Source organism: Reichenbachiella carrageenanivorans (genome assembly GCF_025639805.1).
Lineage (GTDB): Bacteria > Bacteroidota > Bacteroidia > Cytophagales > Cyclobacteriaceae > Reichenbachiella > Reichenbachiella carrageenanivorans.
Genome location: NZ_CP106735.1, coordinates 3859167 through 3872402, shown reverse-complemented (window position 1 = coordinate 3872402; position 13236 = coordinate 3859167). Strand labels below are relative to the sequence as shown.

Genomic DNA, 13236 nt, shown 5'->3' with positions numbered 1-13236 from the left:
AATTGAGGGGTGTATCAGGAGATAGAAGGAAATACTAAATGCTGATTAAACATCTTCTCGAAAGCTTCTTTCTTAAGTCCTCTACCTATGAAAACAAGTCTTCCTTCGCGGTTATTTTCATCTTCCCATGGAGTGCCGTCTGTTGCAACAAACGTACTTCTGACTGATTGTAGGATCACTCGATTGGGGTAATGCGGGATAGCAATGACCCCTTTGACACGATAGACCTGGTGACGATACAGATGTATGATCCGGTTGAGATCCAGCTGTAGCTCATTAAGATCCAACGGGTGAGAAAAGTCGAGTGTAAAAGTTGAGATCTTGTGATTGTTGGTTTCACCATGTTGAAAATGATGGTGTCCTTGAGTGTTTGTAACCGCTTCTATCGCTTCTGGGTTTATTGTACCCATTTGAAGAATGTCTTCTATGGGGAAAATGCCATCATAACCAGTATATGACTTGGCTTGTGGGTTTATTCCGTTGAGTGTTGCTAGTACTTGATGAAGTTTGCCTTCTGCAATTTGGTCAATCTTGTTGACCAGTAGCACATCTGCTATGGCTATTTGGCGCAATGCCTCTTCAGCTTCATCTAACCACTCCACCACCAGTCCAGCATCCACCAAGCAGATCACTTGCTGGAACGAAAAGGCTTTTTCCACAGCTGGATTTTCTAAGAAAACCTGCACGATAGAACTTGGGTCTGCAATACCGGTCGTTTCGATGACCAAACGATCGTATTCGTCCCTTCGGTTATAGACATCCTGAAGTATGTCTAGTAGTCCATCAGCCAGAGAACAGCAGAGACACCCAGATGTGAGTTCCACGATTTCTTCTGTACCATCCATGATCAGGGCACCATCTACATTGGTAGCTCCGCATTCATTTTCAATAACAAAGATTCGTTCGGGCAAGCGCTCTTTGATGAAATGATTTAGAAAGGTAGTTTTTCCAGCACCCAGAAAACTAGTAATGATATGTACAGGTTTTGTTTTCATTTTTTGATTCCTCCATTTATTCTGAAAAAGCCTACTAAAAACACCAGCCCTGCCGCTATCAAAATTTTGCCCAAGCCAAACCAAATGATGTTCCCGCGATTTAGATCTTCGGACATCTCAAAAACAGGCAATTGCTCGTAATCTTCCAATAAAATTGGTCGGTCCCAGAACAGGCGCGTGAAGTAGAAGTCTGTGATTTTACCATGAAAATCCGCTAACGCATTCTGAAAATCAAGAAAAGTATTGAGGTCTGTTTGCGTTATCTCAGCCAAAATCTCCTGCATGTTTACTGCTGGGCTGAGCCATAGAAACTGTGATGTCCATTGATTCCTTTTCGCCACCTTGTCATTATAGTGATCCACTTCCTGTTGGCTGTTGATGTCTTTTAGTGTGGTAAAAGCCGCATAAGCTTTTGGGAGCATGTTGTTTTTCATTAAGCTATCACTCCCAGCCAGCTCTGGCTTGTGAGCAAGGAATTCCATAATTACTTCTTTGGACTCCTCTTCGTCATCCTCATTTTCGAGCCCAGTTCTGCGAGTGAGGCCAGCCAATGTTGCACTGCTCAAAGGATACTTGACGGTAACAATCACATTGAGTACTGCTGGAACTACAATGAGCAATAACAACCAGCAACCAGCAGCGGAAATGGCATTGAAAGCCGAACCTTTCTTAAAGCTTATGATTAAAAACAGCAGCCCAAACCAAAAGGCACAATACAAAGTGGTCCCTATCACCCATGCGATGGCAGGCAACATGTTTTCCTCTGTGAAAGGATTGCCTGATGAACATAGACCTATGAGCGAAATGAATATTGCCAGTCCCGTGATCAGTACGAAATAAAATGCCATGCGAACCAGCATGATTTTTCGGATGCTCACGGCCTGTATCTGTAAGAGTGCAAGCGTACCGCTTTCCTTTTCAGAAGAAAACAAACCATAGCAAAAGGCGATAATCAGCAGCGGAAACAAATAAACCAGCAGGAAAGAGAGATCAAAATTGCCCGTTAAGAGGTTCACAGGGTTGGCCAGTTCATTTTCAAACAGCTGATAATGCAAGCTCGTGCCCGTAAGGCGATAGTAGTACCGAAACAGATCACGCTGGCCGATCGCCAGTGGAGCATAATCGTGTGGAGGTAAAATAGCATGATAACCATGGCGATACCAGGCATACTCTGGACGGGAAGCTATATCCTGTGTTTGCTCCTGCGTCTGGTTTTCCATTTCTGTAGTAAAACTGCCTTTGTATTGAGAAAACTCTTTTGTCTCTAGAGCAGTTACTGCGTTGATCGTTTCCCGCTGTGCATTAATTTCTGACTGTCCGTAGTATATAGCGTACAGACCAAAAAGAAAGGTAATGACGAGCAGGAGCAGCTGAAACTTGTTGCGAACAAAAGTTTTCCACTCGTAGCGGATCAATGTTTGAATCTGTCTATTCATGGATTGGTTTCATTTTTCGGTTTGCAACATGTAAGAGTACCATTGTAAGCGCCATCCACAGCATCAGGGAGATTAGTTCCAATTTGTAGTAGCTGAGGAGCTGCCAGGCGGTAGGTACTCGGTAAGAAAAGTCTTCGATTTCTCCCCACAAGTCACTTCCTGCCTTGTAGCCATAGAATTCTCCATACTTAGAGTTTTCGGCCATGTCCTGATTCATTTTTCGCACCAGCTCTCTTCTATATCTCTCTACCTCTTCTTCAAAGTGGATAAAGGTGTGTGTATCTGTCCCTGATAGAGCCATGGAAAGGTGCTGTACAGCCAGATAGGGATTGAAGAGACTAGCGATGCTGCCCAACTGGTTTTGCTTATGAAAAATCTCACGAAGGTTATTTAGGTGATAATCATAGACTTGGTCACCAAATTCTTCCCCTGCCTGCATGCTCACGCCTTCAAAATTGAATGGCAGCTGTTGCACCGAATCTACCCCGTATTTTTCCAGATACTCTTTTTTCAAATTGGCCATACGAACAGATCGGGGCGTTTTCCCATCCAGTCCATTTCGCTTGGTTTCATCGATCTGTGCTTTAAACTCCCGCATGGAAGGTAGCGAATAAAAACTCTCACTGAGGTTAGCTACTGTTTTGGGCAAGAGAATGGCAAAAAATATCCAACAGGTAAGTAATGTAAGTAGCGCATTTCTCCCTGAGCCAGACCGTAGAGACACCCACACAGAAAAAGCGATAAAGAAACATAAATACAGACCATAGATCAGCACCAGCATGGCTACTCTGACTATTATATCTGGAATGACATCATAGCTCATGTGACTTACCGAAAGGAGTACCAAACCGAGCAAAAATGGTAGCAGGATCACTACCAGCATCACAGCATAAGCCAGTATTTTCCCCCAGGTCAATGTATTGAAAGATGTCCCCTGACTCATGAGCAGTTTGAGTGTTCCGCTTTCCCGCTCACGAGTGAAAGAAGCAAAAGCCAAGAAAATAATGAGCAAAGGAACGAGTACCTGCAACACTAACGCAGCACTTAGTTCGCCAAAACGGATCATACTGCTATGATCTTGGGCTGGACGAAACATAAATTCATGCTGATGATGCGCTTCCAAATAGACCGAGGTGCCAGTATAAGCATCTAAACCAAAATCGAACAGACTCAGAATGGTTTTGGGTTTAAATACAAAGGTGCCGTAGTGTGCAGCAATATGCGGATGTTTGTCACCTTGATTCAACCACTCTTGTCGCTTTTCAATCTGGGTTTGGGTGATGATTTGCTGCTGCTGACGATAGGAAATATATCCAGCATACAAGGCTACTCCCAACAACAAAATAATAATTGCTCCTAGAGAAATAACGAGCCTTTCACGAATGGCCACCTTGATTTCCTTTTTGGCTATAAAAATTAGCTGATTCATAAACTACTTAATTGTGCATGTGCTTGAGGTAGAGTTTTTCCAAATCCTGAAAACTCACTTCATCAGAAGCAAACTGCTCGATCAGCACGCCTTCTTTCATAATCCCGATATGCGTACCCGTATCTTTGGCACGGAAAAGGTCATGAGTGGCCATCAATGTGGCCACTCCTTTGTCCTTCATATCTAGTAAAAGTTCGGAAAACTCGTTGCTGGCTTTTGGATCAAGTCCTGATGTTGGCTCATCCAGTAGTAGTACACTGGCTTCACGAGCTCGTGCCAAAGCAATTCCCACTTTTTGGCGCATGCCTTTGGAGTAATTGCTCACACGCTTGTGCAGGAAGTTGGTCTGCAAACCTGATTGCTTGAGCAGTTCTTCCAAATGATCCTTGCTATAACTCTTGCCTCCCAAGCCACAGAAAAAATCCAAATTTTCCAGCCCCGTTAGGTTAGGATATAGCATCAGATTTTCGGGGATGTAGGACAGCAGCTTTTTGGTTGCTTTCCCGTGCTGCGTCACGTCCAGTGCGTTGATGGTGGCTTTACCCCCCGTAGGCTCAATGAAGTTAAGAAACAGGTTAATCGTGGTAGATTTCCCTGCCCCATTAGCCCCAAGCAGGCAAAATATATCGCCCTTTTTTACCGAAAGATTGAGGGCATTCAGCGCTGTGAATTTTCCGTACTTTTTCGTGAGTTCTGTGGCTTGTAGCATAATTAATTTAGTTTTTCCAGACCTGAGATATAACCACCTGTGGATACAAAAAGCTTGCTACTGGTATTGGTGTTCGTGTCAAATTCGTACACCGCATTTTCATCATTTGTGGCAATAGTGAATAGCAGTTTCTGATCTTCCAATTCATGAACGATCATTGTTCTTGAACCATAGGTAGTAGGTAACCCTGGAACATTGCCAAGGCTTTCTGTAGCTTCAAGGTCAATTTCTACATACTTAAATTGGGGCTCGCCCGTGGCATATTCCCAAAAATCTGTTTCGTCCTGAACATTGGCGGTGAAAGTACGTCCGCATGAAGTATGATAGATGCCATAGCAGATATTGCCTACTGCCTCTTCGAGATCAAAGAAATAATCTGGATCAAAATCTGTTTCACCACTTTTGATACGTAATACCCCGCTGGGAGCTGCTCCTCCAGCATTTGTGGTACCCAGTGTCTGAACATATATGTCCCCATTAGCGTCCAATATCATTCCTGAGTTGGGTGCTTGTCCACCGAAAAACATACCAGTTCGGGTGTCTGATATTACTTTTTCTACTGTATTGGTGCTTAAATCAATGACCGCTACATAGGCATTGTCGTTGACTGGCGCAAAATTATTTTCGTAATGAATGCCCATAAAAAGCTTACCATCTCTTTCTATCATGTCGAGATAATAGGTGCGAGTGGCTTCTGGAAATTTTTGAGTTATAGCCGTTAGGGAAATCTCATCTGTAATCCGCATCGTAGAGGGATCGAATACGATAAGTTTTGATGTTCCTCCAGCCACCGTACCGTATGTTACGGTTTCACTTTCGAAATAGAGCGTGGAAAAAGTATTCGCCCCAGGTACTACAATTCGTTCTTCTTCTTCAGGAATTCCATCCGTATTTATAGTGTATTTTATCAGGTTAGCAGGTGCGCCTGACGGGGGTGCATACACACTGCCTTTGTAAGAAACTGTACGAGCACTCCCTGTAAGTTCTATGGCATTATTATTCCCCAGGCTGGTAAAATCCAAAGATTCAACACCCTGTATATAAGTAGTTTGATCAGGCCATGCCCCACTTACCGTGGAAATGGCAAAATCAACTTCCACGCTTGGTTTGGTATTTGGTTCGGGATCATCATTTTCACATCCAATGAATGACCATACAGATAATAAGGCTATAGCCAATATACCTTTTTGATTGAGTAATTGCTTTTTCATTAATTCTAATTTTAGTGTAAATAAGTTCTAAGAGTGACATACAAAGCCCTGCCTGGACGCTGCACACTGAAGTTGTCAAATGCTTTCTGGTCAAAAAGATTTGTGGATTCGAGGCTGACGGAGAAGCGGTCAGCTGGAAGAGCGTATGAGACCCCAATGTTTTGAATGAATTGACTCGGTATGGTGTTTTTTAAATCTTTATTTCCATCTACTGCCCAATAGAGATAGAACTCATGTACATAGCTAGCAGACCACCACGCAGAGAATCGGCTATTTGTCCCAAGAAAATCGGACTTTTGATATCGGACTTCTCCATTGCCAAACAGATAGGGAATGTTTGGTAGTCTGGCGTCATAGTAGCGATTATCTACCGAACCAGTCACACTTCTCGATGATCTGTTTCGGATGTCCTGATAGGTAGCGTTTGCCTTTAGTCTGATAAAATCAAATGGTTGGTATTGAAACTCAACATCCAACCCTTTGACAAGTGCCTTTAATAGGTTTTGATATTGTGCGAAAAACTGAGAAGTCCGTAACCAGATGATGTTGTCAGTCAATCTGTAGAATGTATTCAATTCCACTTTTAACTTTTGGGTGTTGAATTGAAAGCCCAAATTGGCATTGTGGCTTTGCTCAGGGTTCAAAAACGGATTGGGACGCACGAGGGTAAAATCACCAAACAACTCTGTCTCGTCAGGCAAGCGAGTGGCATATTCGTAGGAGGCTTTGGCTAGAAAATCTCTAAAAAATCGATAACGCAACGATTGGGAAACCCCAAAATTGGAGACTGTTTGCTTATTAGGCTGAAATTCCATGTTTTGAATGGCATACCCATCTGCCATCATATAGAAATGCTTGACGCCCGTGTAACTTACCAATGCAGTGGAGAAAGCATGTTCGTATGCCAGACCTGTGGCATTTTTAATCAAAGTTGTGGGGTTGGCATAAAAGTCCTCTCCATAAAATTCGGCGGCTATCGGATCTTTCCCATATCTATTGAACCGCGAGGAAAAAACATTAAGAGTGAACTGTCCCTTTTCCCAAGGATTGTGGTGAAGATTGAGCCTGCTTACAGCATTCCTAGAATGGAGACTCAAGAGGTTGCGCGATGTGGAAATCTCCCCTCCATCCGTTCGTCTGTCATATACCTCGCCATCCCATGTATAGGCATTCAATGTGGTGTCCACAAAGTTCCCGCTAGTCATATTTACTCCCCCGTACCACTTGAGCGCTGTACGTGGCAATATCTCTTCCTTTTCATAATTGGCAGAAAAGCCCAATGTAGATTCGTCATAAGCAACCTGGCCGTAGGGTTGTGCCATCACAGCATTGTGCTGAATGTCATCATCAAGTCCTGAATATCTGGCACTAAAAACTAGCCGATCAGCATATTTTTTATCATAAACTCCAGCATATGCGTTGACTAAGTAGTTGGTAAACTGATCATGAAACCGTCTGACGGTAGCTGGTACAGGGTTACCATACTGATCAGGAATCTCTATGTCAACTTTATAATTATTATCTGAATGATTGTAGAACGAATTGACTCCTGCGATTAAATGATTTTCTGTGTTTACGTATTGGCCATTAAAGTTGACCTTATGTGTATTGAAAGAACCAAGGGAATAGGATGCATCCAAGTAATTGATATATTCCTTTCTCGATTTGATGTTAATTGCTCCCCCTAATGCATCAGCTCCCAGATCAACTGGTACTACGCCTTTGTACACTTCGATTTGTTCCATCAGGTTGACGGGTAAAACATTAAGCCCCAGTCCTGAACCAAAGTAAGAAAGTGGAATTCCATCGAGAAAGAACTTTACCTGCTTGCCGGACATGCCGTTGATGTAAACATCAGCACTACTACCAAACCCTCCCGTTTGTCTCACATTCACCCCCGAAATCTGCTTGATCACATCGCTGGTGTTGTTGCTTTGGGCATACAGTTTTTTTGTTTCAAGTACAGCGACACTTGCCACACTTTCATGCAGCTCTTGACTTTCTGATTTTGCCATGACAGTAACTTCATTCAATTGTGTTACTGCTTCTTTCAATGTGATATTGATGCTTATGGGTTTGTTATCCTTGATAGTAAAACCCTGCTGGTAATCCTGAAAGCCGATAAATGAGGCTGTGATTGTGTAATCACCTGTTTCAAGGTTTTGAAAAGCAAAGCGACCTACGTTATTGGTTACAGTCCCATGATTTAAATCAATGAGTTGTACAGTGACTCCTGGAAGCTTTTCACCATTAGGGTCTGTCACTACACCAGATATGTTCGTCCCCTGTCCAAAACAAAGGCTTTGAAGAAGGGTGAGGGGAATTAATATATAAAGGCGATAGATCATACTCTTTTAAAATGCAATATTGTTGCAAATATAGTGATTCGCTTCAAATGCAATCTTATTGCATTTAAGAAATAAAAGTAAATTTTATGATTCGATTAAAACGATGGGTAAGTGGCAAAATGGAGAGGTTTTCCCTCTAAAGAGATAAGTAGTGAATCAGGTCTTTTGTTACGATTTCTTCCAAAAGCATTCTTAGTTACACAAACATATCAGTGAATATTGAAATCACATGTTGGTCTTTATACTCAAGAAGTTTTTCTAAACCTTCCATATGTAGGGTATTTAGAAATAGCAGTAGCACGATTACATCATACTGCTGCACATTCTTACTAGTTAGATGTACAGTGGTTTTTGTCACTACAGTGTGTGCCTCCAAAGAGGGCTTACCAAAATTTGTGTTATATATCCTCCCATATACTAAGTGAATGAAACACCTTTTCTTTTCCATTTTTTATCTTTTTAAGATATTGGAAGCATTTCTCATCTTTTTTTATCTGAGGTGAGAAAAAAATGATAAACCGACATACTTTTGTTTGTTCTTTGTTCAAGAAAAATGACAGCAACTAAAAACGCACTTAGTTAAGCTAAAAAGGCATTTTTGTCTTAAAAAAACATATCATGTAGGGCATGTTATCCTGTTGGAAAAACGTGCATAGCCAATTATTAACTTTGAATTTCTAATTTTGAATTTATCATGAATAACGATCCAGAACTAAGCGGCAAATACTTGGGGACTATCACCCAAGATTTTATCAAAGTATCGGACAACCTGAAAGAGGCGTCTTATCAGATCAGAAGTCGTGGTTTTTCAGACTTTCCCATATTTGCTATCGCCAAAACAGAAGTGGGGATTGGTCAGGTTTTGATCAAGCAAAAAGAGTTAGACGCTGAGTGGAACTATTCTGCTTCGTTTCTTGACGAATTCGTACAACGTGATTTGGTGAAAGAAAAGAATGTAGACATCTTCAAAGAAGCCTACAAAGACCCAGATGAGTTTTGTTGCTTGTTTGTGGTGGATGAAAAATTCACCAATTTTATTTTCATTCCATATCCAGAGGATTGATGTACAATCCTCAAGTCGTAGATGTAATCATACCAGTGCTCAATGAGCAAAATGCTGTAGGGCTAGTCATAGATGAGATCCCCAAAAACAGGGTTAGGCACATCATCGTGGTAGACAATGGATCTACCGATGATACCATGCAAGTAGCGAAGGATAGAGGGGCGATTGTACTCGAAGAGTCGGCGCGAGGCTATGGTAATGCCTGCCTTCGAGGCATGAGTTATATCGCCAATGCTACAGATCCCAAACCTGACATCGTGGTTTTTCTCGATGGAGATCATTCAGACTATCCAGCGCATATGCCGGCCTTGCTAGAGCCCATTCGTGTGGGCAATGCCGACCTGGTGATCGGGTCGAGAGCGCTGGGGCGCAAAGAAGCAGGTGCCATGACACCACAGCAAATCTTTGGTAACTGGCTGGCTACTTATCTGCTCCGTGTTTTGTATCGAGTGCAGTACACCGACTTGGGGCCATTTAGGGCAGTGAGTTATGCGGCCTTGTTACAAATGGAGATGAAAGACAAGACTTACGGCTGGACGGTAGAAATGCAACTCAAAGCGGCCAAACTAAAAATGAAAATAGCCGAGGTGCCCGTGAACTATCGCAACCGAATAGGTGTATCTAAAATATCCGGAACTGTAAAGGGAACAATATTAGCCGGGTATAAAATCATACAAACGATATTCAGATATTTATAAATGGAGTGGATCATAGTTGTGTTGTACTGCGTGGCCTTGCTGGCCATATTTTTATTCAGCCTCGGGCAGCTACACCTCACCTGGATCTATACACGACCAACGTCTGCTAAATCGAAGGATTTTGATGAAGCTTACGAGCCGTTGGTTACAGTGCAACTACCCATCTACAACGAACGATATGTAGCCGAAAGACTTATCGATGCGGTAGTCAAACTGGATTATCCGAAGGATAAATTGGAAATTCAAATTTTGGATGATTCCAATGATGAAACCGTAGCATTGATCGCTCAAAAGGTGGCAGAGTATCAGGCTCAAGGATTTGATATTCAGCAGATTCAACGAGAGGATCGTAAAGGCTTCAAAGCAGGTGCCTTGGCTTTTGGTTTGAAGATTTGTAAAGGGGAATACACTGCCATTTTCGATTCTGATTTTTTGCCCAATCCAGATTTTATCAAAAGAACGATTGGCTACTTTGCCAATGAAAAGGTAGGTATGGTACAGACCCGTTGGGGGCATGTCAATAAGGACTATTCAATGCTCACAGAAATGCAAGCCTTCGGGCTGGATGCACATTTTACTGTAGAGCAGGGCGGACGCAATCGCTCTGGTAGCTTTATGAATTTCAACGGTACGGCAGGTATTTGGCGCAAAGCCTGTGTGCTCGACGCAGGAGGCTGGTCTGCAGATACACTCACCGAAGACCTAGACTTGAGCTATCGGGCGCAGCTCCGAGGCTGGCAGTTTCAGTTCGACGAATCTGTGGAGTCTCCAGCAGAGCTGCCCGTAGAGATGTCCGCCATCAAGTCTCAGCAATATCGATGGAACAAAGGCGCAGCAGAGACGGCTAAGAAGAATTTGTTGAACGTTTTCCGCGCTAAGGTGAGCCTGAAAACGAAAATTCATGCTGCCATGCATTTGCTCAATAGTAGTGTGTTTGTATTGTTGCTCACGGCATCTGTCTTGAGCATCCCCATGCTCTACATCAAAGCGGCCAATGGCAACTTACAGTGGTTGTTTAACTTGGGGAGTCTATTTCTTATTGGCTTCTTTTCGATAGCAGCCTTTTATTTTGTGGGGTTAAAACGAATAGCACCTACACATACCAAACGCCTGTTTTTGAGGAAATTCCCACTTTTTTTGTCTTTTTCTATGGGATTTGCTTTGCATAATGCCATAGCGGTAATGGAGGGGTATTTGGGTTTCAAAAGTCCATTTGTCCGCACACCAAAATTCAACATTACAAAAAAGACAGAAGGTTGGACGAGCAACCAGTATATCAAACCCAAGCTGACTTGGGGAACTATTTTCGAAGGGTTGCTTTGTGCCTATTTCGTCTGGGGTATATTTTCGGCTTGGTTGCTCAATGACTATGGTCTTATTCTTTTTCATGTCATGTTAGCTATAGGGTTTGGGGTCATTTTCTATCATTCACTCAAACACATCAAAAATGCCTAAATGGCCTCTTGGTATAGGACTGGTCGTGCTCATATTGGGTCTGGCTTTACCTGTGCTGTATATCCATTATGGTTTGGAGCGGAGTAGTGTCTGGCTGGTACCAATCTATGCAGTGTCTTTTGTGACTTATTTTTTTTTATTTAGAAAAACTGACTTTACAATTTATCAATTGTTAGCTATAGCAGTGATAATTAGGCTGCTGTTGTTTTTTGGAGCACCTGCTTTGTCCGACGACTATTTTCGCTTTGTGTGGGATGGACAGTTGTGGGGAGGGGGAGTCAACCCTTATGTGTCTACACCTGCAGAGTTGGTAGATAGTTATCCTACTTACGATTCACTTTATAGTCAGCTCAATTCTCCAAATTATCATTCTACTTATCCGCCATTGAGCCAGTATATATTTGCATTGCCAGTTAGTTTGGGTATTCAGGATACGTATTTGAGCATGACTATAATCAGAGGTGTGCTTTTTTGGGTGGAAATAGGGATCATGTTTTTGTTGTTTCAGCTGACTCGGCGTGTGTGGAGTGTGTTGCTATATGCGTTTAACCCTTTAGTGATTTTGGAACTTACGGGTAACCTTCATTTCGAAGGAGTGGTAGTTTTTTGTCTCTTACTAGCCTACTGGTTGTACCAATCGCAGCAGTGGAAGTCAGCAGCGTTTACACTTAGTCTGGGCATTTTAGCCAAACTTACTCCTCTTATGTATTTACCTTTATTAGTAAAGAAAATAGGGATAAAGAAAGCTGTTTGGAGCTATGTACTCATTGGTGGATGCCTCGTGCTATGGTCTATACCGCTGATCGATCAGGATATTTTACAGGGTTTGGGGACGGGTTTAGATCTGTTTTTTAGAAAATTTGAATTTAATGCGGGTTTGTTTTTCCTTGTGCGCTACCTCGGATTTTGGGTCAAAGGGTATGATGTGGTACAGACTGCTGGGCCTATGCTTTCTTTGGTGGCACTAGGGCTCATTCTAGTCTATGCGCTGAGTAAGGTTGACAAAGGCACGAATTGGGCGAAAGCCTTCACTGTGGTACTTTCGATTCAATTACTTTTTGCGACTACAGTGCATCCGTGGTATGTGATTCCGCTAGTCGCACTGAGTGGTTTGACGGGCTATTTATTTCCTGTGGTATGGTCAGGCTTAGTGTTTCTGTCGTACACGGGTTATTCGTCTAGTGGCTATACACATCCTATGTTTTGGATAGGAGTGGAGTATCTGATGGTATGGAGTTTAGCACTTTTTGAATTAATAAAAGATAAGCCCTTATTGAAAAATGTCTGATAGCGCACTGATTATTTTTGTAAAAAATCCCGAACTGGGTAAAGTGAAAACTCGTCTGGCTAAGACCATAGGTGACGAGCTGGCACTTGCTGTGTACAATAAGCTCATCGCATATACGCAACGTGAAACTGCCCAAACCAACGCCGATGTAGTGGTGTATTATTCCTCTTCTGTAGACGAGCAGGACGATTGGGAAGGCGTGGATAAGAAAGTGCAGTCGTCTGGCGACCTTGGGGAGAAGATGGCTACGGCTTTTGCCGCCGAATTGGCTAGTTATCAGAAGGTGTGCATTATAGGTACCGACTGTGCGCAGCTCACCAAGTCTATTGTAGAGCAGGCTTTTACTGCATTAGATACCCATGATTATGTTTTTGGGCCAGCTAATGATGGTGGGTATTATTTGATGGGAATGAAAACTCACACCCCTGAGCTTTTTGAAAATATGGAGTGGAGTACCGAGCGGGTACTGTCGGCCTCCTTATCTCGCATAGCACCCAAATCTTATCATTTGTTGCCAGAATTGATCGACGTGGATACTATAGGAGACTGGGAAAAAGTGATGGAAAATTTCGAGTAATCCATTTACATTTGAGTTTTTTGAAAC

The 13236-nt window shown here is 42.6% G+C and carries 12 protein-coding genes; 5 read left to right on the top strand and 7 right to left on the bottom strand.

Annotated features, from left to right (window positions below; translation table 11 throughout):
- Positions 1-14: 14 nt before the first annotated feature.
- The 7 genes from N7E81_RS15720 to N7E81_RS15690 form a co-directional block, all read right to left on the bottom strand.
- Positions 15-995: a CobW family GTP-binding protein gene (locus tag N7E81_RS15720; protein ID WP_263050551.1), complete on the bottom strand. Its 981-nt coding sequence runs from the start codon at positions 993-995 to the stop codon at positions 15-17.
- Positions 992-2431, bottom strand: a complete 1440-nt coding sequence (locus N7E81_RS15715; protein ID WP_263050550.1) for a DUF3526 domain-containing protein — start codon at positions 2429-2431, stop codon at positions 992-994. Before N7E81_RS15715 ends, N7E81_RS15720 begins: the two co-directional genes overlap by 4 nt.
- Complete coding sequence (locus N7E81_RS15710; protein ID WP_263050549.1) at positions 2424-3860, bottom strand: DUF3526 domain-containing protein; 1437 nt, start codon at positions 3858-3860, stop codon at positions 2424-2426. The genes N7E81_RS15715 and N7E81_RS15710 overlap by 8 nt, the downstream gene beginning before the upstream one ends.
- Before the next feature lie 7 nt (positions 3861-3867).
- On the bottom strand, positions 3868-4569 hold the full coding sequence (locus N7E81_RS15705; RefSeq protein ID WP_263050548.1) for an ABC transporter ATP-binding protein: 702 nt from the start codon (positions 4567-4569) through the stop codon (positions 3868-3870).
- A 2-nt stretch (positions 4570-4571) separates the two neighbouring features.
- Positions 4572-5780 (bottom strand): DUF4374 domain-containing protein, encoded by a 1209-nt coding sequence (locus N7E81_RS15700; RefSeq protein WP_263050547.1) that lies wholly within the window; start codon positions 5778-5780, stop codon positions 4572-4574.
- An 11-nt stretch (positions 5781-5791) separates the two neighbouring features.
- A complete protein-coding gene (locus N7E81_RS15695) occupies positions 5792-8128 on the bottom strand; it encodes a TonB-dependent receptor (protein WP_263050546.1) in 2337 nt (778 codons plus the stop codon).
- A gap of 196 nt (positions 8129-8324) precedes the next feature.
- Complete coding sequence (locus N7E81_RS15690; RefSeq protein WP_263050545.1) at positions 8325-8576, bottom strand: hypothetical protein; 252 nt, start codon at positions 8574-8576, stop codon at positions 8325-8327.
- 246 nt (positions 8577-8822) lie between these two features.
- On the opposite strand from N7E81_RS15690, the gene N7E81_RS15685 reads away from it, so the two are divergent.
- The 5 genes from N7E81_RS15685 to N7E81_RS15665 are packed head-to-tail and all read left to right on the top strand — an operon-like array spanning position 8823 to position 13209.
- Positions 8823-9191, top strand: a complete 369-nt coding sequence (locus N7E81_RS15685) for a hypothetical protein (protein WP_263050544.1) — start codon at positions 8823-8825, stop codon at positions 9189-9191.
- Positions 9191-9889, top strand: coding sequence for a glycosyltransferase family 2 protein (locus tag N7E81_RS15680; RefSeq protein ID WP_263050543.1), 699 nt, complete (start codon positions 9191-9193; stop codon positions 9887-9889). Before N7E81_RS15685 ends, N7E81_RS15680 begins: the two co-directional genes overlap by 1 nt.
- On the top strand, positions 9890-11344 hold the full coding sequence (locus tag N7E81_RS15675; RefSeq protein WP_263050542.1) for a cellulose synthase family protein: 1455 nt from the start codon (positions 9890-9892) through the stop codon (positions 11342-11344).
- On the top strand, positions 11337-12632 hold the full coding sequence (locus tag N7E81_RS15670; RefSeq protein ID WP_263050541.1) for a hypothetical protein: 1296 nt from the start codon (positions 11337-11339) through the stop codon (positions 12630-12632). The genes N7E81_RS15675 and N7E81_RS15670 overlap by 8 nt, the downstream gene beginning before the upstream one ends.
- The gene (locus tag N7E81_RS15665) at positions 12625-13209 is read left to right on the top strand and encodes a TIGR04282 family arsenosugar biosynthesis glycosyltransferase (RefSeq protein WP_263050540.1); all 585 of its coding nucleotides are present in this window, start codon (positions 12625-12627) and stop codon (positions 13207-13209) included. Before N7E81_RS15670 ends, N7E81_RS15665 begins: the two co-directional genes overlap by 8 nt.
- Positions 13210-13236 lie beyond the last annotated feature (27 nt).

Coding starts and splice junctions, on each gene's coding strand:
- N7E81_RS15680 (WP_263050543.1), top strand. CDS start 9,191: ATGTACAATCCTCAAGTCGTAGATGTAATCATACCAGTGCTCAATGAG.
- N7E81_RS15705 (WP_263050548.1), bottom strand. CDS start 4,569: ATGCTACAAGCCACAGAACTCACGAAAAAGTACGGAAAATTCACAGCG.
- N7E81_RS15715 (WP_263050550.1), bottom strand. CDS start 2,431: ATGAATAGACAGATTCAAACATTGATCCGCTACGAGTGGAAAACTTTT.
- N7E81_RS15695 (WP_263050546.1), bottom strand. CDS start 8,128: ATGATCTATCGCCTTTATATATTAATTCCCCTCACCCTTCTTCAAAGC.
- N7E81_RS15700 (WP_263050547.1), bottom strand. CDS start 5,780: ATGAAAAAGCAATTACTCAATCAAAAAGGTATATTGGCTATAGCCTTA.
- N7E81_RS15670 (WP_263050541.1), top strand. CDS start 11,337: ATGCCTAAATGGCCTCTTGGTATAGGACTGGTCGTGCTCATATTGGGT.
- N7E81_RS15720 (WP_263050551.1), bottom strand. CDS start 995: ATGAAAACAAAACCTGTACATATCATTACTAGTTTTCTGGGTGCTGGA.
- N7E81_RS15675 (WP_263050542.1), top strand. CDS start 9,890: ATGGAGTGGATCATAGTTGTGTTGTACTGCGTGGCCTTGCTGGCCATA.
- N7E81_RS15665 (WP_263050540.1), top strand. CDS start 12,625: ATGTCTGATAGCGCACTGATTATTTTTGTAAAAAATCCCGAACTGGGT.
- N7E81_RS15710 (WP_263050549.1), bottom strand. CDS start 3,860: ATGAATCAGCTAATTTTTATAGCCAAAAAGGAAATCAAGGTGGCCATT.
- N7E81_RS15685 (WP_263050544.1), top strand. CDS start 8,823: ATGAATAACGATCCAGAACTAAGCGGCAAATACTTGGGGACTATCACC.
- N7E81_RS15690 (WP_263050545.1), bottom strand. CDS start 8,576: ATGGAAAAGAAAAGGTGTTTCATTCACTTAGTATATGGGAGGATATAT.